The sequence below is a fragment of the Sediminicoccus sp. BL-A-41-H5 genome, from assembly GCF_050632405.1.
Classification (GTDB): domain Bacteria; phylum Pseudomonadota; class Alphaproteobacteria; order Acetobacterales; family Acetobacteraceae; genus Roseococcus.
Genome location: NZ_CP192601.1, coordinates 2,636,949 through 2,658,944, shown reverse-complemented (window position 1 = coordinate 2,658,944; position 21,996 = coordinate 2,636,949). Strand labels below are relative to the sequence as shown.

16 protein-coding genes are annotated in these 21,996 nt (G+C 63.9%); 7 read left to right on the top strand and 9 right to left on the bottom strand.

Annotated elements, in window-relative coordinates; translation table 11 throughout:
* The first annotated feature begins 40 nt into the window (after nucleotides 1–40).
* Nucleotides 41–580, top strand: a complete 540-nt coding sequence (locus ACQ860_RS13025) for a hypothetical protein (RefSeq protein WP_431303779.1) — start codon at nucleotides 41–43, stop codon at nucleotides 578–580.
* Between the two features lie 74 nt (nucleotides 581–654).
* Here ACQ860_RS13025 and ACQ860_RS13020 read toward each other — a convergent pair whose 3' ends face one another.
* From ACQ860_RS13020 to ACQ860_RS13010, 3 genes are all read right to left on the bottom strand, one after another.
* Complete coding sequence (locus ACQ860_RS13020; protein WP_431303778.1) at nucleotides 655–2,166, bottom strand: Na/Pi symporter; 1,512 nt, start codon at nucleotides 2,164–2,166, stop codon at nucleotides 655–657.
* 402 nt (nucleotides 2,167–2,568) lie between these two features.
* Nucleotides 2,569–3,141: a tyrosine-type recombinase/integrase gene (locus ACQ860_RS13015; RefSeq protein ID WP_431303777.1), complete on the bottom strand. Its 573-nt coding sequence runs from the start codon at nucleotides 3,139–3,141 to the stop codon at nucleotides 2,569–2,571.
* 1,194 nt (nucleotides 3,142–4,335) lie between these two features.
* Nucleotides 4,336–4,773, bottom strand: coding sequence for a DUF6641 family protein (locus tag ACQ860_RS13010; protein WP_431303776.1), 438 nt, complete (start codon nucleotides 4,771–4,773; stop codon nucleotides 4,336–4,338).
* Nucleotides 4,774–5,077: 304 nt separating this feature from the next.
* Between ACQ860_RS13010 and ACQ860_RS13005 the strand changes: the two genes are divergently transcribed.
* Nucleotides 5,078–5,371, top strand: coding sequence for a hypothetical protein (locus ACQ860_RS13005; protein ID WP_431303775.1), 294 nt, complete (start codon nucleotides 5,078–5,080; stop codon nucleotides 5,369–5,371).
* Between the two features lie 75 nt (nucleotides 5,372–5,446).
* Entirely contained in the window at nucleotides 5,447–5,899 is a 453-nt protein-coding gene (locus tag ACQ860_RS13000) for a hypothetical protein (protein ID WP_431303774.1), read from the top strand.
* On the opposite strand, the gene ACQ860_RS12995 is transcribed toward ACQ860_RS13000, so the two are convergent.
* The 4 genes from ACQ860_RS12995 to secA form a co-directional block, all read right to left on the bottom strand.
* A complete protein-coding gene (locus ACQ860_RS12995) occupies nucleotides 5,900–6,220 on the bottom strand; it encodes a hypothetical protein (RefSeq protein ID WP_431303773.1) in 321 nt (106 codons plus the stop codon).
* Between the two features lie 305 nt (nucleotides 6,221–6,525).
* A complete protein-coding gene (locus tag ACQ860_RS12990) occupies nucleotides 6,526–11,265 on the bottom strand; it encodes a Calx-beta domain-containing protein (protein WP_431303772.1) in 4,740 nt (1,579 codons plus the stop codon).
* Nucleotides 11,266–11,688: 423 nt separating this feature from the next.
* Nucleotides 11,689–12,897 (bottom strand): tyrosine-type recombinase/integrase, encoded by a 1,209-nt coding sequence (locus tag ACQ860_RS12985; RefSeq protein ID WP_431303771.1) that lies wholly within the window; start codon nucleotides 12,895–12,897, stop codon nucleotides 11,689–11,691.
* 124 nt (nucleotides 12,898–13,021) lie between these two features.
* A complete protein-coding gene (gene secA / locus ACQ860_RS12980) occupies nucleotides 13,022–15,754 on the bottom strand; it encodes a preprotein translocase subunit SecA (protein WP_431303770.1) in 2,733 nt (910 codons plus the stop codon).
* Between the two features lie 177 nt (nucleotides 15,755–15,931).
* Here secA and ACQ860_RS12975 point away from each other — a divergent pair, with 177 nt between their 5' ends.
* The 4 genes from ACQ860_RS12975 to ACQ860_RS12960 are packed head-to-tail and all read left to right on the top strand — an operon-like array spanning nucleotide 15,932 to nucleotide 19,851.
* Complete coding sequence (locus ACQ860_RS12975) at nucleotides 15,932–16,891, top strand: peptidylprolyl isomerase (protein ID WP_431303769.1); 960 nt, start codon at nucleotides 15,932–15,934, stop codon at nucleotides 16,889–16,891.
* A gap of 3 nt (nucleotides 16,892–16,894) precedes the next feature.
* Nucleotides 16,895–18,124, top strand: a complete 1,230-nt coding sequence (gene argJ / locus ACQ860_RS12970; RefSeq protein WP_431303768.1) for a bifunctional glutamate N-acetyltransferase/amino-acid acetyltransferase ArgJ — start codon at nucleotides 16,895–16,897, stop codon at nucleotides 18,122–18,124.
* The gene (mutT, locus tag ACQ860_RS12965) at nucleotides 18,105–19,049 is read left to right on the top strand and encodes an 8-oxo-dGTP diphosphatase MutT (RefSeq protein ID WP_431303767.1); all 945 of its coding nucleotides are present in this window, start codon (nucleotides 18,105–18,107) and stop codon (nucleotides 19,047–19,049) included. The genes argJ and mutT overlap by 20 nt, the downstream gene beginning before the upstream one ends.
* A 16-nt stretch (nucleotides 19,050–19,065) precedes the next feature.
* Nucleotides 19,066–19,851 carry a competence/damage-inducible protein A gene (locus ACQ860_RS12960; RefSeq protein WP_431303766.1) on the top strand — a complete coding sequence of 262 codons (786 nt, stop codon included), beginning with the start codon at nucleotides 19,066–19,068 and terminating at the stop codon, nucleotides 19,849–19,851.
* 9 nt (nucleotides 19,852–19,860) lie between these two features.
* Here the strand turns inward: ACQ860_RS12960 and ACQ860_RS12955 are convergent, their stop codons facing one another.
* Nucleotides 19,861–20,823, bottom strand: a complete 963-nt coding sequence (locus tag ACQ860_RS12955; protein ID WP_431303765.1) for a peptidase M14 — start codon at nucleotides 20,821–20,823, stop codon at nucleotides 19,861–19,863.
* A complete protein-coding gene (gene argE, locus ACQ860_RS12950) occupies nucleotides 20,820–21,983 on the bottom strand; it encodes an acetylornithine deacetylase (protein WP_431303764.1) in 1,164 nt (387 codons plus the stop codon). Before argE ends, ACQ860_RS12955 begins: the two co-directional genes overlap by 4 nt.
* Nucleotides 21,984–21,996 lie beyond the last annotated feature (13 nt).

Below are 21,996 nucleotides of genomic sequence, written 5' to 3'. Positions count from 1 at the left end.
CCAGACGGAGCGCCACTTGGGACGTAAGCGAGGACGAAGCATGAAGCGTCTGGGTCTGGGTGTGACGGTGGCGGCCGCGCTGGCCGTGGCGGGCTGCGGCGGGCCGCGCATGGAGGACCTGCTGGTTCCCTGCCCGAGCCTCACCCTGCCGGCCGACGTGGCCGACCTGACGCGCTACGCGCCCAACAGCCCGCCCGATCATTCCACCATGGTGATGGATGCGCGCGTCACCGGCATCGAGGGCAGCTGCCGCCGCGGCCGGCGCGACCAGACGCTGGATTCGAGCATCGCCGTCCGCTTCCAGGTGGAGCGCGGGCCGGCCGCCCCCGGCCGCGCCTTCCAGCTGCCCTGGTTCATCGCGCTGCTCGATGCCCGCACCAATGAGGTGCTGAACCGGCAGAGCTTCATCATGAACGGGCAGTTCGCGGTGAACACCACGCGCGCCAACGTCACCTCCCAGGCGGTGGACATCGCCTTCCCGGTCGGCCAGGGCCGCCGCGTGCAGGATTACCGCATCCTGGTGGGCTTCCAGCTCAACGAGGATGAGGTGGCGCTGAACCGCCGTCGCGGGCCGCGCTGAGGCCGCCTGGCAGTTTGAGCATGATGCGTTGAGGCGGAATCGCCGAAACGCTGAATCATCCTCTCAGCAAACGCCTAGCGCAGCCGCCCCAGCAGCCAGACGGCGCGGGCATAGGCATCGGTCGCGCTGAACAGCCGCTGGCAGGCATTCCCGTCCAGCCCGGACATGACCCAGCGCGCCCGCATCACCTCCATCGCCGCCGTACGGTCGTGCAGCAGTTCGGGCATGATGTCCTGCGCCTCGCTCAGCAGCAGGTGCAGCGCCTCGACCAGCGTGCCGAGCGGCGCCTCGACCGGGCCGGTCGCGCCGCGCATGCTCTCGGACAACTGGTTCGCCGCTTCGCGCAGCGCCGCCAGCGTGACGACGCGCCCACGCAGTTGGGCCGCCGGCTCGATGCTCTCGGGCGCGGTGGTCTGCAGCCGCCGCAGGTAGTCATCCACCGCGGCCTCCAGCGCGACCGAAGCGGCGTCCAGGCCGGGCGGTGGCGGCGCATCGGCATGCGGGCGCACGCCATCGAGGAAGAGCGGCAGGCGCTCGATCAGGCGGGCCTCCTCGAGGCGGGCGAGGGCGAGGGCGCTGGACGGGTCCGCCAGGGCGGCTTCCGCCAGATGGAGGGGTTTGCCCAGCTCAGTCCCGACCGGCTCGGGCATCACCCGCAGCAGCCAGCGTTCGGCCAGCCCGTTCAGCGGCCAGGCGGCCAGGGCGATGATCGTCTGGTAGAGGATCAGCAGCGCGCCGATTTCTGCGGGCACGCCTTGGAACAGGCCGCGGCACAGCGCGATCACCCCCGGCACGCCCGCCGCCTCGATGGCCCAGAGGCCGACCAGCAGCGTGGAGCCGATGATCTTCCACAGGCCCTGGTAGAGGGCGGTGCGCCGCCCATGCACGTCCGAGGACGCGCCGGCGATGATCTGCGCCAGCCCCGAGCCGGCGCAGCCGCCATAGATCAGCAGGGCGGCCTGCGCGAGGTCGAGCGTGTCGCTGGTGGCCAGGGCGATGGCCAGCACGCCCGAGGCCGCGGCGCTGGCGGCGACGAAGGCGGCCAGGAAGCCCAGCAGCCAGAGCAGCACGAGCACCCAGGAGGAGGCGAGCAGCTCCACGAGCAACGGCGCATGCGCCAGCTCCGCCACCGACTGCTTCAGCATGGAGGCGCCCAGCAGCTGCATGCCCATGGCCAGTAGCAGCGCATAGGTGGTGGCCATGCGTCCGCGCCAGTCGATGCGGAAGAAGGGCAGCGCCCCGCCCAGGCCCACCAGAGCGAGCGAGGCGGTGTACAGATCCACCGTCGCGAGCAGCGCGACACCCGTGGTGCCGATATTGACCCAGGAGAGCAAAGGCAGGGATTGCCGCAACGTCATCGTCCCGGTGGACACGAGCCCGCCTGCCGCCGCCGTGACCGCGAGGTTGGACTGCGTGACCCCCCCCGCGAGGAGCCCCGCCGCCGCGCCGCCGAGCGGTGTCTGCACGCCCTCGCTGATCATCCGGCGCAGCCGGGGGCCGACCAGCATGCGGGTCGCCTGCGTCAGGGCCGCCACCCCGGTCAGGAACAGCCCGAGGCCGCCCAGGAACAGCGCCAGCATGCTCATGCCGGCGCGTGTCCCGCGGGGGGGCCGCGCCGGTCCATCGCGATGTCGGAGGGGTGTGTCACGACGGCCGAGGGTTCATCGGGGAAGTGATCGCCAGAGGCCGTTCCAGGAGCAGGGTTCCCGGCGGCCATGCCGACCGTCAGGGGTGGCGATGCCACCATATCCAATATTGGAACACTCCGGCCGGGGCGGCGTCAAATGACGCGCCGGCCGGATCACGCCTTGCCATGGCAGTGCTTGTACTGTCACTGTATGTATTTATCTCGTTGTTTTCATTGAGTGTTTTCACCCCAGATCAGCGCTGCCAAACATCTGCCTAACACACATTGCGCCCACCTCAGCTGGTGCCACAGCACGATTTTTGTGCTGTGCATTTATTCACATAGATAAATCCGCGCACAATCAGCCCATAAGCTCCACGGCGGCACGCTTCTGGTCGTCGTTCACGTCGATGTAGCGCTGGGTGGTGCTGATGCTGCGATGCCCAGCCAGGCTTGCCAACACCCTCACGCTCACCCCCTTGTGTGCCAGCGTGGGGATGAAGCTTCTGCGTCCAGAATGGCTGCTGGCACCATCCAGCCCTGCAGCGCGATAGATTGAGTTGATGGTCTGGGCGAGCGTGTTGGCTGAAAACCCAGCCCGCTTCTGGGTGCGCAGCAGCGGATCCTGGGTGGGCAGCGAACTGGGCTGGCTGCGTGCATAGGCAATGAGCTCCTTCCTGAGCCTGTCACTCACAAACACAGTGCGAGCCTGCTCACCCTTGGTCTGCGCAGCTGATAGCCTGATTTCTGGCTTCACCTGAGCATCCTGCGCGATCACATCGCTCCAGCGCAGCGCAGCCACTTCCCCCACCCGCATGCCAGCCCAATGCGTGAGCAGCAGCGCGATGCGGTTGCGTGTGGCATGTGCTCGTGTGGCAACATGGTCCAGCGCCTTGCGCAATTCCTTGGGATTGAGAGTGCGAGCTTGGCTCATGGGTAAAACCTAATGATTTCGTTCGCATAATATAAAACAATGGATTTGCGGCCAGCAATCAGAACCAGAACACACGTAAATCCAAGGAACTCAGTGGTTTCGAGTAAAACCTAACAGTTTCAGTATTTCCTGTGGTCTTTGTTGCGTGACCAAGACCATAAGCTGCTGCGCATAAGGCGGGTGATATAAAAACTTTATATATGGCTGACCTATGCGGATCAGGGCATTCTGCGCGCCAGCGCAGCCATGATCATCACGCAAATCTCTTGGATAATTTGATCGCGTTCGGTTCGGCTTGTGGTGTGGGATAGGGTGAATGTTCTCATATCGCTATTTATACAGTGCTGTGAAAGCCCCCTACGAGCCCCAACTTGTCCACATACACGCCATGCAGAAAATCCCTATCATATATCGCAATTCCAGACAGGACACGCTTAAATAGCGATGTGAACGTTCGACCGAGTTGGTCGTCAGCACGCCCAGATGCGTGCCCGCACAGAGATTGCCGCGACAGCGTAGCCGTCAGATGTTGTGTGGAAGGGCGAAGAACATTCACCAAGCCCTGAAAGGGGCACTTGGGATATGACGACGGTAATCTCACATCAATGACATCGCGCGGTGGTAAGCACCGTGAGCTGCGCGACGAGATGAGCAGGCATTTAGCGTAAAGGCAGGCAATCGTAACAGCGCCTACCCCGCATGAGCGGGTTGCGAATAGACGGACTGGGTTGGGGACTAAGCGAATCCAAATCGCACACTCAATTCACACGATGACGCTCGGACAGTCGTCGTGTGAGCCGAAGATCTAGCGAATGCCTACCTCCTTCACCCAAACAGCTTGGTTGATCATGCAGTTCTACTATATCATAAAATGTGCAGCCGTTCATGATCCTGAAACCCCAGGACCAAAAAGAACTCATTGGCGAGGACAGCGAACGCGGATGCGTGAAGCTGTCTGATGCCAATGCGCATCCTGCGTAGCAGGTGCGTGAAAGGGCGAATAAGACCTCGATGAGAGATCAGCCCTAGATCACACAGAAACAGATCATGCTAGGGCTGGGAATGGGTCTATATAGCAGCTCATGTAGAAGCCCGAAATCCGAAACCCGAACCAGATCAAACACGCAGATAGAGAAATGGCGCTACATGATCACTCATGCGGCGCCAGGGATTTATTTGACTTGAGCGCGAGACCTACGCCTTGCCTGCCTTGCGCTTGGTCTCCGTGATGGCTGCATCCATGGCAGCATCAAGCTCACCCGCTTTCACAGCTGCTATCAGCGTGTGCAGCACACCAGGCAGCATGGCTGGGCTCTGGATGCTCACTGCCCGCTTGCCCTTGCTGAGTTCCAGCGAGCGAGCGCCATAGCGCACGATCATCGCCACACCCTCTCCCTCCTGCCACCACCAGGGGCGCACCTGGCGCTCGCGCTGCACACGCACTCGGTTGCCGTCAGCATCACGGGTCCAGCTGGGCTTGATGACCAGATAGCGTTCGCCCTTGGAAAGCGCCTCGGCGAGCTTGAGCTGTTCCTCCAGCTTGACGACCAGCTTGGCGCGTCGCTGCTCCTGTGGGCTCAGCGCAGTTTGGCGCTTCATCTGCGTGATGTTGAGTTTGGCGAGGTGGCTCATGGGCATGTGTGTCCTTGTTGGTGTCTCCCGTCTGAGGGGATCGCCAAAAAGGGTCGAGTGGGAAAAGGCACGCAGCTTCTGATTGTGGGGCGCACATAGGAGGAGATAGAGACACGCATAATTTCCTTGCGTGATCTCGCATTCAAAAGCGTCAAAATTACAAACACGCGAGAACGCCCAGAGAGAGCGCGACAGACTGCTCCCAAGTGCTGCGCTGTACAGATACCAAAATCAGCTTTGAGTGCCCTGTCCCGCTCTCGTCTTGCGTTGCGCAGCTGTGCAGGCTGGTCGTGCTAAATAGCGCATGCACAAAATTTCCGATCAAACCATGTTTCACTGGCTGCGCGAGCTGGGCGTGGCACGCAGTCAATATCATGTGAGTGCGCTGTGTGGTCGTTCTCCAGGTTGGTTCAGCAGCACACGATGCCAAGGACGTGATATTCTCGCAAAAGATATACTGGTTCTTGTGCGTTATGCGCACCAACGGGCAGAGCAGGAAACAGAGCCACTTGCCCAGGAACGGCTGCGTATTGTGATCAAAGGCATGGAAACAGAAGCTGCACAGCGCACATTATGTAAGAGAAAGAGAACGGATTAGGTGATCATGCGTATCTTGTGTGTCATGCATCAACGTGCATAAGCCCATGCCATCAATCGCAGGGAGGTATTATCCGTGGCATTCGCCGACAAATACAAAGTGCAGCCGCTGCCCCAGGCACCACGTGGCAGCATGCGTGCGCCCATCTCTCCCCGAGAGCGTGCCCGCGCCAAGCTGCTCGCAGCTCTCAAAGTGCAGCACGAGCTGCTCGCTGCTGAGCTCAAGGGCGAGACCTTCATGGTCACACGCATGGGCAAGCAGATGGCACCTCGTGCGTTCTGGCAGACCACCGCTGTGGGTGTGGCATTCACGCCCAGGTTCGGCAACCAGTTCCTGTTCGACAAAGGACAAGGCATCTTGGTGGGAGAGCTGGCTACGCTGAGCCAGGTGCTGCGCGACTTCGAGGAAGCCGTGAAGCTGGGCGAGTTCGACGCCCAGATCACAGAAATCGCCGAAAGCCGCGGCAGCCGTGGCACCTCGCCCACTGTGCCTGGAAAGCGCGGCAGAGGTCGCCCGCGGCGCAGCTGATCAGTCTCGCAGGTTCTGCAGGCGCTTGAGCCTGCGCTGTGCTCTGGCAGGATCAGCCAACACGGTGGGTTTGGTGGGAGCAATCAAACCAGATCGAGGCTTGCGTGCTCTGGGTTTGGTTGCCTTGGGCTTGCGTGGTTTTTTCCAAGCCCATTTGTGCGTCTTGGGCTTGGGGGCGCTTTCCGATGCCCCCTTGCGTGCCAGCTGCATGAGGTTGTTCAGCTCTGCCCAAAGCCACGCACGCTGCCTGGCTCGCACTTGGTCGGGGGTGAGCTGTGTTTCCAGAAGCTGGTCGTGGGGGACGAATTCGTGCGCTCTCATGGTGCCGCTATTTACGGGACGATCCCCACGGCACGTGAGGCAACCGCAGGGGAACGTGCCACTTTTCAGCGGCACACTGTCGCATACGCCAAATGTGGCACGAATTGAGCCGTCACACTTTGACATAACACTTTGTGGGCTACCAAATCTGGCTGCGTCTTGCACGGGCGCGAAGATGGTGTGTTGGTTCCCCCATCCGCACAGTTGCGTGGTGCTACACCACGCAACTGTCTCACTCGGTATATGTGTAGGCTGACGCAGACCCTGTTGGGTGCTCTACCCCAATCTGGAAGATCGTGTGCCGCTCAAGTGAACCAGAGCAGACCATCAAACTGCATGGGCGTGGGAAGCTGATCGCGCGTACGACCCGTCCAGGTCACAGAGGTGTCGATCACGCCATTGCCATCCAGGTCACCGTGCATGGTGACACCTTCCCATCCAGGCGCACCCGCACTGTCGATCCATTGCACCTGGCTCACACCAGGGCGCCAGCCGAACACCGACAGACGCTCACCCACTTCCCAGTCTGTGATGGTTGCCCAGGTGGTTGTGCCCCCTCGACCATCCAGGAAGAAGTCATCGCGACCAGCGCCACCTGTGAGGAAGTTGGAGCCCGTGCCTCCGTCCAGCACATCATCGCCCGCTCCGCCGTTGGCTGCGTCATCACCACCCAGCAGATTAAAGAAGTCATTGCGTGAGGTGCCAATAACCACATCGCCATTGGGACTTCCCAGCGTCTGATACTCCAGCCAGTCCACTGGACCCACATAGCGGTCAGGCAGAACCTTCGTGGACACGCCGCCAGTTTGCACAGTCACCAATGGTTCCAAGCCTTGCAGCGCACTCACCAGCACAGGTGCAGCGCCACCAAAGCTCAAGGCTTCCACATTCGACAGCCTGTCTATGCCATCAGGACCAGACACGATGAGTGTGTTGCCATCCAAGCCGAAGCGGTAATCGGAAAGCGATCCGCTGAAGGAAGCCAGATCAACGCCAGCGCCCCCATCGATCACATCATTTCCGCCCACGCCGATCAGGGTGTCGTTGCCAGACAAGCCTGTGAGTGTGTCTGCGTTCTGCGTGCCCGTGAGGATGTCATCGCCCTCCGAAGGCACGTTGCTTAGGTCATCGTTGATGATGCTGCCTGTGGCAGAGGGCGTGCCGATCACAAGACCTGCGCTGGGGCTGCTCAGTGCGACCGTGAAGCCCTCGGTGCTCTCGACGGAGGTATCGCCGAGCACGTCGATTGTGATGACTTTGCTGGTTTCGCCAATACCAAAGGTCACCGTGCCTGAGGGCAGCGCATTACCCACAAAGTCCGCAGCGGCAGCGGCATTGGTGCCCGAGCCCGTGACGGACCAGGCAGCGGTGTGTGTGACAGACGTGTCGCCAGACCTGGTCGCCGTGAAGGTATAGCTCGTGGTGCCCGACTGCCCCTCCGCCTTGCTGGCCGAGGTGGCTGCGAGGGACACCGAGGCGTCATCGTTGATGATGCTGCCTATGGCAGAGGACGTGCCGATCACCAGACCTGCGCTGGGGCTGCTCAAGGTGACAGTGAAGCCCTCGATGTTCTCCACGGAGGCATCGCCGAGCACGTCGATTGTGATGACTTTGCTGGTCTCGCCAATACCAAAGGTCACCGTGCCTGAGGGCAGCGCATTACCCACGAAATCCGCCGCCACAGCGGGATTGGTGCCCGAGCCCGTGACGGACCAGGCAGCGGTGTGTGTGACAGACGTGTCGCCAGACCTGGTCGCGGTGAAGGTATAGCTCGTGGTGCCCGATTGACCCTCGGCTTTGGTGGCGGAGGTCGCAGCCAGCGATACCGAGGCGTCGTCGTTGATGATGCTGCCTGTGGCAGAGGCGGTGCCCAGCACCAGCCCTGTGCTGGGGCTGCTCAGGGTGACGGTGAAGCCCTCATCGCTTTCGACGGAGGCATCGCCTGCCACTTCGATGGTGATGGTCTTGCTGGTCTCGCCGATGCCAAAGCTCACCGTGCCCGTGGGCAGGGCATTGCCCAAGAAGTCCGTTGCTGCCGCGGCGTTCGTGCCAGAGCCCGTGACTGCCCAGGCGGCAGTTTGTACTGTGCTGGTGTCGCCCGTGCGTGTGGCAGTGAAGGTGTAGCTGGTTGCGCCTGAGTTTCCCTCTGCCTTGCTGGCAGCTATTGCAGAGAGCGAGAGCAAATCTGTTGGTGTCGCAGGGGCGCCTTCTACCCACGCGCTTCCGCTCCACGCAAAAACTCGCGCACTTCCCTGATCAATATTAGCGCCTACGTCGTCTTTCGGGTGACCTATGATGGCCGTTCGCCCATCCGCACTTAGAGAAATGGAGTTGGCGAAGAAATCGTAGGGCGCCCCATCGGCGAGAGTTATGGTTCCGCCTAGTTGGATCCACGAGGTGCCATTCCAAAAGAAGGCATGCGCACTACCTTGAGACAGATTACTGCCAACGACCGCTGATTGGCTACCCACTATGGCCGTGCGTCCATCAGCGCTAAGTGCAACGGCCCCACCAAAGCCTTTAACTGATCCACTATCTGCGGGTATGAGGTCACCCCCGCGGGACATCCAAGCACTTCCGTCCCATGTGAATACGTGCGCACGACCCTGACCAATATTCCTGCCCACATCAGCGGAGGGTGCGCCCACAATTGCCGTAAGACCGTCAGCGCTCAGGGCGACTGCTTCACCAAATAAGTCATGGGCAGTACCATCGACAGGTGTTAAAGCCGCTCCGCGCTGTACCCAAGTACTACCGCTCCAGGTGAATACGCGGGCACTGCCCTGGTCGACGTTAGCCCCCACATTATCCACATAGCCTCCGACGATTGCCGTGCTACCATCGTCGCTTATATCTACCGACCAACCGAAAACGTCGCCTGCCGCACCATCGACAGGTGTGATAGCAGCTCCCCGCTGTATCCAGGCACTTCCATTCCACGTGAACACACGAGCACTGCCCTGGTCTATGCTCACGGCTATGTCGTCCCCGCCACCGCCAATAATAGCCGTGAGACCATCCGCGCTTAGGGCGACGTCGGTGCCAAAACCGTCACCTGCAGCACCATCAAGAGGTGTGATGGCGCCCCCCCGCTGCACCCAAGCGCTACCGCTCCATGTAAAAACTCGCGCACTGCCCTGGTCGACGTTGTCTCCCACATCCTCGTATCTGTTGCCCACTATAGCTGTGAGACCGTCAGCGCTAATGGCAACTTCAGTAGCTACTCCTGGTGCGCCGCCTGTAGGTGTGAGAGCAACTCCACGCTGCTGCCATCCACCGCCGTCCCATACGAATACGCGGGCAAGATCACCACCTAGAATTGCCGTCATGCCGTCAGAGCTTAGGTCGACCGAGCCCCCCGAAAAAGCATTGGCAGCACCATCCACGGGAGTTAATAATGGCGGCTCGTCATTTATTATTGTCCCTACAGCACTGCCAGAACCAATAATTAGTCCGCCACTCGCTCCACTCAAAACAATATTAAAAAATTCGTCTCTTTCCACCAAATCATCGGCCGAAACGTATATGGTGATATTTTTCGTACTTTCTCCAACATCGAATAAAATAGAACCAGTCAGGGTTTGTCCAATATAAAAGTCATCCGCTCCAGCCGAATCTGCCTCAGAATTGACCACAGACCAATTTACAGACTGAACAATATTATTGTATCCATATCTGGTAACGGCAAACGTGTAAGGGGTTGGCCCAGCAGAGTTTCCTTCAGGCTTACTTGCAGATATAGACGATACGGAAACGAATGGCACAGGAGCGCCTTCCACCCAGGCGCTACCGCTCCATTCAAAAATCCTGGCCGAGCCCTGGTCTATGTTCGTGGCAATGTCGTCAAAAGAGCTCGACACAATCGCTCGCAGACCGTCTGCACTCAGAGCGAAGGAACCAAAATAGTCAGAAGCCGCACCATCGGCAGGTGTAAGGGCAGATCCACGCTGTACCCAAGCACTACCGTTCCAAGTGAACACGCGGGCACTACCCTGGTCGACATTGACGCCTATGTCGTCAGCCCCGCCACTAATAATGGCTGTCAGGCCATCAGCGCTTAGATCGACTCTGTTGCCGAAGCGGTCCCCTGCACTACCATCGGTTGGTGTCAGAGCGTTTCCACGCTGCACCCAAGCAATGCCATTCCATGTGAACACACGGGCACTACCTTGGTCGGCTTTGCCGTCCACATCGTCTCCCCCGCCCCCCACAATCGCCGTGAGGCCATCGGCACTTAGAGCAACGCCAGAACCGAAGTAATCGGCAGCCGCACCATCGGCAGCTGTAAGAGCAGCTCCACGCTGCACCCAAGCACTACCGCTCCATGTGAACACGCGAGCAGTACCCTGGTCGATGTTGCCTCCCACATCGTCCTGTGGTCCACCAACGATGGCTGTGAGACCATCGGCGCTCAGGGCAACGTTCGAGCCAAAACTGTCGCCCGCCAAACCGTCAATGGGTGTTAGAGCGCGTCCACGCTGCTGCCACGCGGCACCATCCCAAACGAACACACGTGCGCTACCTTGGTCTATATCGTTCACATCATCCGCACGAGCGCCCACAATAGCTATTAGACCGTTAGCGCTTAGATCAACCGAAAAGCCAAATCCATCATAAGATGCGCCATCGATGGGTGTAAGTGCAGCTCCGCGCTGCTGCCAGGAGGCGCCATCCCAAACGAAGACACGTGCGCTACCCTGCCCAAAGTTTATTGTATTGCCAAAGGCTGGACTAGAGAATGGGCTAGTAACAGCGTCGTTCATGCCACCCACAATGGCTATGAGACCGTCGGCACTTAGTGCGACCGAGAAGCCGAACAAGTCCCCAGCCTGGCCATCCGTGGGTGTGAGTGCGCCGCCACGCTGCACCCAAGCGCTCCCATTCCAGACAAACACACGCGCGCTGCCTTGGTCGATATTCGCGCCCACGTCGTCATAGGCGCCACCCACAATAGCTGTTCGACCATCTGCACTGAGCGATGCGGACCCACCGAATCGGTCGCCAGCCGCACCATCCACGGGCGTGAGGATCAGCGAACCACTCATGGAAAACTCCTTGCGATGCCCACAAACGATGCGGGGCGATCAGGGTGCAGATGGGAGACAGGGATGCAGGCGCCGTGCACGAAGGGCTCGTGGAGAGCGTGTGGCGGCTGCACGCTGCGTTCAGGCTGTGTGCGGGTGTCTGGTTGAGAGGCAGCCTGGGTCGCGCAAAGTGGGCGTGCCCAGATCGAACCTTGCCAACAGGTGATACTGTTGTCATTCATGGCTGCGGGATACATATGCGAGGAATGCGTGGTTTACGACGAGACTTTTGTGGATGTGGGGCGTAACGCACGCGATCCGCAGCGTTGTCACGGAAATCGCTCGATTTGTTTGTCGCCAACACAGGGTTGCGCATGGGGCGTCAAGAGTGCGCGGGGCAGTCAAAGAAATTTGAGTGGTGTAGCACCACTCAACTCGCGTCACTCAGCGTGGCTGACCACCCAACATGGCAGCCTGACTTTGAGGCGTGGCTGCCTTGCCATAATAGCTCTCGATAATAGCCACGCTGGTGCCCATGTTGCGTGCGATGGTGTACACATTGAGCCCAGACCGAATGTTCATGACCGCATAGAAGTGCCGCAGGCTGTACAGCGTGAACTTGTCCCCCACGCTGTTCCGCAAGATACCAGCTCGCTCCAGCACCTGATTGAAGCTCTCGATGAGCGTGGTGATCTGCTTGCCTGCATGATCGCAGAACAGCCAGGCATCTGGCTGGGGGTTGGGATGGTAGCTGAGCACACGACTGATGTAGCCATGCACACTCACACGTGGGATCACCACGCGGGGACCTGTCTTGCCCCGCACATGCAGCTCCACATTCTCGCGACCCAGTGCATCCTTAAACCTGATCACATCACGAATGCGCAGGTTGTTTGCTTCTCCCACCCTCATGCCTGAGTTTGCCAGCACCAACACATAGTCACGCAACAGCTGCCTGTGTGTACGAGCGCGATCAGTTGCTGCTTCATGTATCCACACACGCATGGCACGATACAGTTGCCTGTATTCCCAGAGCGTGAAGGCAGGTCGCACACGTTTCACCTTGGGCACAAAGGTGAAGGAGGGCAGAGGCTTGTTGCCGCGATAGCCTTGATCATGTGCGAACTTGACGATGGCTTTGCCCAGCATGATCTCCCACTGCAAGGTCTTGTCTGTGGGGTGCAGCTTGGCGTTCTTGGGCAGCGTGGGCATGTTTGAGTAGTAAGCTTTGCGCCATGGCACGTAGCCAGCCAGCACCTTGTCGTCGATGATCTCAATGGCGCGACTGCCTGCGTATGTGCGCCAGAACTTGACCACCCGCTTAACCTGCCTGAGCATGTGATCACTGGTGAACTCACTGTTCACATGCTGCGCAGCCTTGCCCTGTGAATTGTCCTTCTCCCGCATGGCGACATATTCTGAGATGACCACATCCAGGCTGCGCTGGTGCGTGGGCAGCCCGTTTTTCAGCTTGAACTGGGTCTCGTGAAACAGCTGTGTGCCCAGCTGCTTGGCACGCTCAAGGTCTACGGTTTTCAGGCTGCGCCACAGATAGCGTCGCTCACCCAGATACACCCGTGCTTGCCACAGCCCGTTGCGGGTGCGCAGCTGCAACTTGCCGTCATGCAGCGCATGGGTGGAGTTTTCGGGCATATATTCCTGCCAGTCGTTATGCCTAACTTCTGCATAACTGTGTGCAGGATTTTGAACTGCCCAACAAGTGCCTAACAGAAAAAACCCTTGTTCTCGACCGTTAGACGCTTGTTTTAATTGGTGATTATGAACGACCGTGGCAGTGCTTGTACTTCTTCCCCGACCCGCAGGGGCAGGGCGCGTTGCGCGGCGTCTTGTCCCAGGTGGAGGGGTCGTTCGGGTCCACCTCGGAGATCACGCGCGTCTCCTGCCGGGCCGTCGCCGCCGCGCCGTAATCGGGCGCGGGCGGCATCGGCGCCATCTCATAGGGCTCGGCATCGGGGGCGGCGTGGCGCATGTCGGTCACGCGGACCGGCTGCGGCTCGGGGATCGGCGCATCGGCCGTCAGTTCCAGGCGCAGCAGCAGCGAGGTGACGCGTTCGCGCAGGTCTTCCAGCATGTTGTTGAACAGCGCGAAGGCCTCGCGCTTGTACTCGTTCAGCGGGTCGCGCTGGCCATAGGCGCGCAGGCCGATGCCCTGGCGCAGATGGTCCAGGCTCAGCAGGTGCTCCTTCCACACCTGGTCGAAGAGCTGCAGCAGCAGCGACTTCTCGACCATGCGCATGAAGTCGGGGCCAAGGTTGGCGGCCTTGGCGGCGGCCACCTGGTCGGCCGCGGCCTCGATGCGCTCGCGCACCTGGACCTCGTCGATGCCCTCTTCCTTCGCATAGGCGGCGATGGGCAGGTCAAGGCCCAGCACGTCGCGCACGCGCTTCTCGAGGCCCTCCAGATCCCATTGCTCGGGATAGGCGTTCTCCGGGATGGCGCGGTCCACCATGGCGCCGATCGTCTCGTGGCGCATCTCGGCGATGGTCTCGCTGAGGTCCGTCGCGTCCATGTAGGCGCGGCGCTGGGCATAGACCTCGCGCCGCTGGTCGTTCATCACGTCGTCGTATTTCAGCAGGTTCTTGCGCGTGTCGAAGTTCCGCGCCTCGACCTTCTTCTGCGCCTTCTCCAGCGCCTTGTTGATCCAGGGATGGATGATGGCCTCGCCCTCCTTGAGGCCGAGCTTCGTCAGCATCCCGCCCATGCGGTCGCTGCCGAAGATGCGCATCAGGTCGTCTTCCAGCGAGAGGAAGAAGCGGCTGCCACCCGGGTCGCCCTGGCGGCCGGAGCGGCCGCGCAGCTGGTTGTCGATGCGGCGGCTCTCATGCCGCTCGGTGCCGATGACGAAAAGCCCGCCCGCCGCCTTCACGATGGGCTGCGCGGCGGCCACCTCGGCCACGTGGCGCGCGAAGGCCGCGTCATATTCCGGCCCATGCCCCTCGGGCACCTCGGCCTTGGCCAGCATGTCGGCATTGCCGCCCAGTTTGATGTCCGTGCCGCGGCCGGCCATGTTGGTGGCGATGGTCACCGCGCCCGGGCGGCCCGCCTGCGCGACGATGCCGGCCTCCTGCTCGTGGTAGCGCGCGTTCAGGACGTTGTGCGGAATGCCGGCCTGCTTCAGCAGGGTGGAGATCAGCTCGCTCTTCTCGATGCTGGTGGTGCCGACGAGGCAGGGCTGGTTGCGCGCCCGGCACTCGCCGATCAGCCTGATGACGGCCTGGTACTTCTCCATGGCCGTGCGATAGACCTCGTCATCCTCGTCCTTGCGGGCGACGGGCACGTTGGTCGGGATCTCGACGACTTCGAGCTTGTAGATCTCGGCGAATTCATCCGCTTCCGTCGCGGCGGTGCCGGTCATGCCCGAGAGCTTGGGATACAGGCGGAAATAGTTCTGGAAGGTGATGCTGGCGAGCGTCTGGTTCTCCGGCTGGACGGTCACGTCCTCCTTCGCCTCCAGCGCCTGGTGCAGGCCGTCGCTGTAGCGGCGGCCTTCCATCATGCGGCCGGTGAACTCGTCGATGATCACGATCTTGTCGTTGCGGACCACGTATTCCACGTCGCGCTTGAACAGCACATGCGCGCGCAGCGACTGGTTGACGTGGTGCACGACGGAGACGTTGTGGCTGTCATAGAGGTTGCCCTCGGTCAGCACGCCGGCCGCCAGCAGCATCGCCTCGATATCCTCGCCGCCCTTCTCCGTCATGGCGACGGTGCGCTGCTTCTCGTCCTTCTCGTAGCGTTCCTCGTCCTTCACGAATTCCGCCATCACCGCATCCACGCGGCGATAGAGGTCCGAAGTGTCGTCCGTGGGGCCGGAGATGATGAGCGGCGTGCGCGCCTCATCCACCAGGATGCTGTCCACCTCGTCCACGATGGCATACTGGAAGGGCCGCTGGACCATCTCTTCCAGGCGGTACTTCATGTTGTCGCGCAGGTAGTCGAAGCCGTATTCGTTGTTGGTGCCGTAGGTGATGTCGCAGGCATAGGCCGCGCGGCGCTCGTCATCGCTCAGCCCCTGGACGATGACGCCCGTGGTGAGGCCGAGGAAGCCATAGACCTGGCCCATCCATTCGGCGTCGCGCTTCGCCAGGTAGTCGTTGACGGTCACGACATGCACGCCCTTGCCGGGCAGGGCGTTCAGGTAGCAGGGCAGGGTGGCGACGAGCGTCTTGCCCTCGCCGGTCTTCATCTCGGCGATCTTGCCGTCATGGAGGACCATGCCGCCGATCATCTGCACATCGAAATGACGCAGGCCGATGACGCGCTTCGCGGCCTCGCGCACCACGGCGAAGGCTTCCTCCAGCAGGTCGTCCAGCTCGGCCCCCTGGGCGAGCCTCTCGCGGAACTCGGCGGTCTTGCCGCGCAGCGCCTCGTCCGACAGCGCGGCGAGCGGCGCCTCGAAGGCCGCGATCGCGGGGAGGCGCGCCTGGAAACGCTTCAGCGAACGGTCATTCGCGGAACCGAAGATGGCACGGGCAAGACGAGCGAACATGGGGTGTGGATTCTCTCCGGGCGCCGCCGTCGGAAGGGGCGGCTTTGGGACTTTCACAGGTAAGGTCCCCCTGCCCCCGGGTCAACGTGCCAAAGCGGCAGCCTGGGGCCGACCGGCCGGGTTGTGAGGGGGGCGGGCATCGGCCATTGTCGCGGCAATCGTGATGGATTCCCGCTGATGTCCCGCTTTTCCCTCCCCTTCGCCCTGATCCTGGCGGCCGGCCCGGCCCTGGCCCAGGCACCGGCCCCTACGCCCGCCGCCCCGCCCGCCGCGGCCCCCGCCCCGGCGGCCGAGGACAGCAACCCCGTCCTCGCCCGCATCAATGGCCAGGATCTCCGGCTGGATGAGGTGATGGCCACCGCCGCCGAGGCCATGCCGGCCGAACTCCGCAGCGTGCCGCCCGCCCTGCTGCGGACCATGCTGCCGCCCCAGGTCTTCGAGCAACTGCTGGACCGCGCCATCACCGACCGCGCCATGGTCGCCGCCGCCCGCACCGCCGGGCTGGACCAGGACCCCGAGATCCGCCGCCGCGTCCGCCTCGCCGAGGAGAATGAGCTGCGCGACGCCCTGCTCCGCCGCGAGGTCCTGCCCCGCGTGACGGAGGACCTGCTGCGCGCCCGCTATGAGCGCGACGCCGCCAACCGCTCGGCCGAGCCCGAGGTGCGCGCCCGCCACATCCTGGTGGCGAACGAGGCCGATGCCCGCGCCATCCTCACCGAGATCCAGCGCGGCGCGAATTTCGAGGAGGTGGCCCGCCGCCGCTCGACCGACCCGGCCGCCCGCAATGGCGGGGATCTGGGCTTCTTCCGCCAGGGCGACATGGTGCCGGAATTCGCCGCCGCCGCCTTCGCGCTGCAGCCCGGGCAGGTCAGCCCCGCGCCCGTCCGCACCCAGTTCGGCTGGCACGTGATCAAGGTGGAGGAGCGCCGCACCTCCACCGGCCCCAGCTTCGAGGACAGCCGCGACACGCTGCGCCAGGCGCTGATCGAGGAGGAGGTGCTGGCCGCCGTCCAGCGCATCCGCGCCGCGAGCCGCATCGAGCGCGTGGAGCCGCCGGCGCCGCCCGCCCCCGCCATCCAGGCCGAGCCGCCCGCCCCGGCGCGGCCCGCCGCCCCCGCACCCGCCCAACGGAGATAAGTCATGACGGGCCCCGTTTCGCCCCTCGCCTTGCCCCTGCCCGAGATGCCGGCCATCGCCGGCGCCGAATGCGCCAGCATCGCGGCCGGCATCCGCTACAAGTCGCGTGAGGACATGACGGTCTTCCGCTTCGCCGCGGGCACGACGGTGGCGGGCGTCTTCACCATGAACAAGTGCCCCGGCGCCCCGGTGGATTGGTGCCGCGCGGCGCTGAAGGGCGGCAAGGCGCGAGCCCTGGTGGTGAATGCCGGCAACAGCAATGTCTTCACCGGCAAGGCCGGCCGCGAGACCTGCGAGCGCACGGCGAAGGAGACGGCGGCGCTGATCGGCTGCAAGCCGCGCGAGGTCTTCATCGCCTCCACCGGCGTGATCGGCGAGCGCCTGCCGACCGACGTGCTGCTGGCCGCCCTGCCCGGCGCGGTGGGCAAGCTCACGGCCGATTCCTGGCAATCGGCCGCGCGGGCCATCATGACGACCGACACCTTCCCCAAGGGCGCCACCCGCACGGCGAAGATCGGCGAGACGACGGTGACGATCTGCGGCATCGCCAAGGGCAGTGGCATGATCGCGCCCGACATGGCGACCATGCTCTCCTTCATCGCCACCGACGCGAAGATCCCGGCCGAGGCGCTGCAGAAGCTGCTCTCCAAGGGCAATGCCAAGAGCTTCAACTGCGTGACCGTGGACAGCGACACCAGCACCTCCGACACGGTGCTGCTGTTTGCCACCGGCCAGGCGAAGCATCCGCGCGTGCCGGCGGAAGGCGGCGCGATGCTCAAGGATTTCGCCCGCGCGCTGGACGAGGTGCTGCATGACCTCGCGCTCATGGTCGCGCGTGATGGCGAGGGCGCGCAGAAGCTGATCACCATCGACGTGACCGGGGCGGTTTCCGCGAAATCCGCGCATCGCGTGGCCATGGCCATCGCCAATTCGCCCCTGGTGAAGACCGCGATCGCGGGCGAGGACGCGAATTGGGGCCGCATCGTCATGGCCGTCGGCAAGGCGGGGGAACCCGCGGATCGCGACAAGCTCTCCATCGCCGTCGGCGGCGTCTGGATGGCGCGGGAGGGCGGCGTGATCCCGGATTACGACGAGGCGCCGGTGGTGGCCCACATGAAGGGCCGGGACGTGCAGATCACCGTGGATCTCGGCCTCGGGCGCGGCAAGGCGCGCGTCTGGACCTGTGATCTCACGCATGGATACATCGACATCAATGGCAGCTACCGAAGCTGAGCTTCCCATCGCCACGGCGCGGCTCGTGCTGCGCCGGCTGGTGCCGGCGGATGCGCCCGCCGTCACCCGGTTGGTGAATGATTATTCCGTCGCCGGAAACCTCGCCCGCGTGCCCTTCCCCTATCGGGAGGAACTGGCGCGCGAATGGATCGGCGCGGCCGGCGAGCAGATCGATTCCGGCGACGCCTATCACCTGGCCATCACGCAGGATGGCGCGCTGGTGGGCTGCATCGGCCTCACGCTGAAGCGCGGCGCGCTGCCGGAGCTGGGCTATTGGGTCGGCCGGAAATTCTGGGGCCGCGGCCTCGCGCGCGAGGCCGGGCAGGGGCTGCTGGCCTGGGCCGAACAGCATCTGGGCGTCACCGAGGTGGAGGCCAGCGCGCTCTCCGACAATCTCGCCTCGCAGGCCGTGTTGAAGCATCTGGGCTTCCTGCAGGAAGGCACGGCGATGCAGCCCTTCCTCTCGCGCAACCGCGCCATGCCGGTGGTGTTGTTCCGCCGTGCCCGGGCCCCCGCGCCGCCGCCCAAGCCCATCCTGCTCGTCGTCGCCTGCGCGCTGCTGGACAGCGAGGGGCGCATCCTGCTGGCGCAGCGGCCGGAGGGGAAATCCATGGCGGGCCTCTGGGAATTCCCGGGCGGCAAGCTGGACGAGGGCGAGACGCCCGAGGCCGCCCTGATCCGCGAGCTGCGCGAGGAACTCGGCATCGAGACGCAGGAGGCCTGCCTCTCGCCGCTGTTTTTCGCGAGCCACTCCTACGCGAATTTCCACCTGCTCATGCCGCTCTATATCTGCCGCAAGTGGCAGGGGCGCGCGGTGGCGCGCGAGGGGCAGAACCTGGCCTGGGTGCGGCCGGACAAGCTGCGCGACTATCCCATGCCGCCCGCGGACGTGCCGCTGGTGGCGCTGCTGCGCGATTTCCTCTGACCGACAAGGTGCCCTGATGGCCAATCCCATCGCCTGCCTGCTGATCATCGGCAACGAGGTGCTCTCGGGCCGCACGCGCGACGCCAACCTGCAATTCCTCGCCACAAGGCTGGGCGAACTCGGCATCCCGCTGCGCGAGGTGCGCGTCATCCCCGATGTGGAAGAGACCATCGTGGCGACGGTGAACGAGGTGCGGGCGAAGCACGATCACGTCTTCACCACGGGCGGCATCGGGCCGACGCATGACGACATCACCAGCGAATGCGTCGCCAAGGCCTTCGGCGTGCCCTGGGTGGTGCATGAGGAAACCCGCGCGCTGATGGCCGAGGATTATGCGCGCCGCGACCCGCCGGTGGAGATGAACGCGGCGCGGCTGCGCATGGCGACATTGCCGCTGGGTGCGGTGCCCATCCGGTGCGCCATGACCTCCGCCCCCGGCTTCACCATGGGCAATGTGCATGTGATGGCCGGCGTGCCGCGCATCATGCAATCCATGTTCGAGGCGCTGGCCCCCTCGCTCACCGGCGGCGTGCCGGTGGTGCAGCGCGCGGTGCATGCGCTGGGCGTCTTCGAGGGCAATATCGCCGAGGCGCTGGAGGCGATCCAGAAGCGCTACCCCGCGCTCGACATCGGCAGCTACCCTTTCTACCGGCCGACGCCGGGCAGCACGGGCTTTCCGGGCGGTGGCGTCTCGCTCGTCTCCAAGGGCGTCGCGCTGGCCGAGGTGGAGGCCGCGACGGCCGAGATCACCGCGATGCTGGCGGCGATGGGGGCCACGCCCATCCAGGGCGAACCCGCCTGAGACGCGGCCTTACTCCACCCGCGCCAGCCGCACCGCGGTGTGGCCGGGCGAGGTGATCAGGCTGGGCATCACCAGCATGCAGTCGTCATGTGGCGTGCGGATCTCGCGCTCGCCATCCTGCGCGATGATCGTGCCGCGGCGGGGCACCACCGTGCCGCCGCGCCAGGGCTGGCTGAAGGTGAAGTCGGGCGTTTCGGCGGCCACCGTCTCCGTCACCAAGGCGAGGCGTGGGCGCGGCAGCGGCGGCACCGGGCCGGCGGCCATCCCCAGCAGCGCCAGCAGGCGCCGCGTCGCGGCTTCCATGCGCTGGACCGTCTCCGCCTCCCAGTGCCAGCCGGCTTCCAGCAGGACGGAGCGCCGCCCGCTGCCCGGCACGGCAAAGAGGCCGTAATCGATCAGCCGCCGCCCGGTCTGGTGGCCATGATCCGCCACCACCAGCGCAGGCTCGCCCAGCTCCATCGCCAGGCGCACGGAATCCTGCGGCCCGCCCACCAGGAAGAGCGGGTCCGACGGCCAGAGCATCGAGTGCAGGTCGAGGATGACATCCGCGCTGTCCAGCACCGGGCGCAGCGCGCGGGCGCGGCGCAGCTCGGCCGAGCGGCGCGGGCCCTCCAGCGTCGCGATGTCCCAGAGGCGGTTCAGATCCTCCTCCAGGAAGCGCGAGGCCGTCGGGTCCTCCGGTTCGAAGCGGGAGAAGGCGTCGAGATTGGCGAAGATGAGCGTGAGCCGCCCGCGCTGCGGCCTCAGCCCCTCGCGCAGCAGGCGGTCGAGCAGGATGGCGCCGGCGAATTCATTGCCATGGGTCAGCGCCACGACGCAGCAATGCGCACCCGCCACGCCGCTGTCGAAGGTCCAGACGCCGGGCAGGCTGTTGCCGGCGCGCCAGCGCGCGATGTCGGGCGGCTGGAGGCGCGCGGTCGCGCGCGGCGCTTCCAGCAGCTCCGCGAGCGCGGGCGGCAGTTGCGTCCTCATCCGGCACGCCTCGATTGCCGCTCGATCAGGCGGCCGAGGAAGTCGCAGCAGGCGAGCAACTGCGCGGTGGTGATGAACTCCTCCGGCTGGTGCGCCTGGGCGATGTCGCCTGGCCCGCAGACGATCGCGGGGATGCCGGCCTCCTGGTAGTAGCCGGCCTCCGTGCCGTAGCTGACGAAGCCCGCGCGGTTGCTGCCCGAGGCGCGCTGCGCCAGCAGCACCAGCGGGTCATTCTCCGGCAGGCCGAGCGGCGGGGCGTTGGCGCGCACGCGCAGCTCCATGGTCGCCGCCGGGTAGACGGCGCGCATCTCGGGCAGGATCGCGCTTTCCACATGCGCCATGAAGCGCGCGAGGATCTCAGGCGCCGAATCGCCCGGCACGTTGCGGATCTCGAAGGTGAATTCGGCGCGGTCGGGCACGATGTTCAGCACCGTGCCGCTGTGGAAGGTCCCGGCATGGATGGTGGTGTGGGGTGGCTCGAACCCTTCCACGCGGCGGCCCGCGCGCGCGAAGGCCCGCGCCTCGGCCTTCAGCCAGGCGATGGCCTCGGCGGCGGCCATCAGCGCGTTCACCGTCTCATGCGCGCGGGAGGAATGGCCGGAGAGGCCGATGAAGATCACGTCCCAGCTCGCATAGCCCTTGTGCGCGATGACGGGCGCCATGTTCGTGGGCTCGCCCACCACGCAGACGGCGGGCGGCGGGGCGTGGCGGCCCAGGACGGGCATGAGGCGCGCGGCGCCCCGGAAGCTCGTCTCCTCGTCATGCGTGAGGCAGAGATGGAAGGGGTGCGCCAGATGGGCGCCCGTCATCTCCGGCAGCATCGCCAGGATGCAGGCGAGATAGCCCTTCATGTCCGTGCTGCCGCGACCGATCAGGCGCTCGCCCTCCGCGCGCAGCGTGAAGGGATCGGCGAGCCAGGCCTGGCCCTCCACCGGCACGCAATCCACATGGGCGGAAAGCGCGATGCCGCCCTCGACGCGCGGGCCGATGATGGCGTGGAGATTGGCCTTGCCATCCTCGACCATGACGCGGGATTCCACACCATGCGCCTCCAGCTCCGCCTGCACGAATTCGATCAGCGGCATATTGCTGCGGGCACTCGTCGTGTCGAAGGCGACGAGCCTGGCCAACAGGTCCTGGATCCGGGCGATTGACGGCATGCCTTACAGCTTA

What these genes read in the sequence shown, in the direction of transcription:
- ACQ860_RS13025 (WP_431303779.1), top strand. Translation starts at nt 41, where the DNA reads ATGAAGCGTCTGGGTCTGGGTGTGACGGTGGCGGCCGCGCTGGCCGTG.
- ACQ860_RS13020 (WP_431303778.1), bottom strand. Translation starts at nt 2,166, where the DNA reads ATGAGCATGCTGGCGCTGTTCCTGGGCGGCCTCGGGCTGTTCCTGACC.
- ACQ860_RS13015 (WP_431303777.1), bottom strand. Translation starts at nt 3,141, where the DNA reads ATGAGCCAAGCTCGCACTCTCAATCCCAAGGAATTGCGCAAGGCGCTG.
- ACQ860_RS13010 (WP_431303776.1), bottom strand. Translation starts at nt 4,773, where the DNA reads ATGAGCCACCTCGCCAAACTCAACATCACGCAGATGAAGCGCCAAACT.
- ACQ860_RS13005 (WP_431303775.1), top strand. Translation starts at nt 5,078, where the DNA reads ATGCACAAAATTTCCGATCAAACCATGTTTCACTGGCTGCGCGAGCTG.
- ACQ860_RS12995 (WP_431303773.1), bottom strand. Translation starts at nt 6,220, where the DNA reads ATGAGAGCGCACGAATTCGTCCCCCACGACCAGCTTCTGGAAACACAG.
- ACQ860_RS12990 (WP_431303772.1), bottom strand. Translation starts at nt 11,265, where the DNA reads ATGAGTGGTTCGCTGATCCTCACGCCCGTGGATGGTGCGGCTGGCGAC.
- ACQ860_RS12985 (WP_431303771.1), bottom strand. Translation starts at nt 12,897, where the DNA reads ATGCCCGAAAACTCCACCCATGCGCTGCATGACGGCAAGTTGCAGCTG.
- secA (WP_431303770.1), bottom strand. Translation starts at nt 15,754, where the DNA reads ATGTTCGCTCGTCTTGCCCGTGCCATCTTCGGTTCCGCGAATGACCGT.
- ACQ860_RS12975 (WP_431303769.1), top strand. Translation starts at nt 15,932, where the DNA reads ATGTCCCGCTTTTCCCTCCCCTTCGCCCTGATCCTGGCGGCCGGCCCG.
- argJ (WP_431303768.1), top strand. Translation starts at nt 16,895, where the DNA reads ATGACGGGCCCCGTTTCGCCCCTCGCCTTGCCCCTGCCCGAGATGCCG.
- mutT (WP_431303767.1), top strand. Translation starts at nt 18,105, where the DNA reads ATGGCAGCTACCGAAGCTGAGCTTCCCATCGCCACGGCGCGGCTCGTG.
- ACQ860_RS12960 (WP_431303766.1), top strand. Translation starts at nt 19,066, where the DNA reads ATGGCCAATCCCATCGCCTGCCTGCTGATCATCGGCAACGAGGTGCTC.
- ACQ860_RS12955 (WP_431303765.1), bottom strand. Translation starts at nt 20,823, where the DNA reads ATGAGGACGCAACTGCCGCCCGCGCTCGCGGAGCTGCTGGAAGCGCCG.
- argE (WP_431303764.1), bottom strand. Translation starts at nt 21,983, where the DNA reads ATGCCGTCAATCGCCCGGATCCAGGACCTGTTGGCCAGGCTCGTCGCC.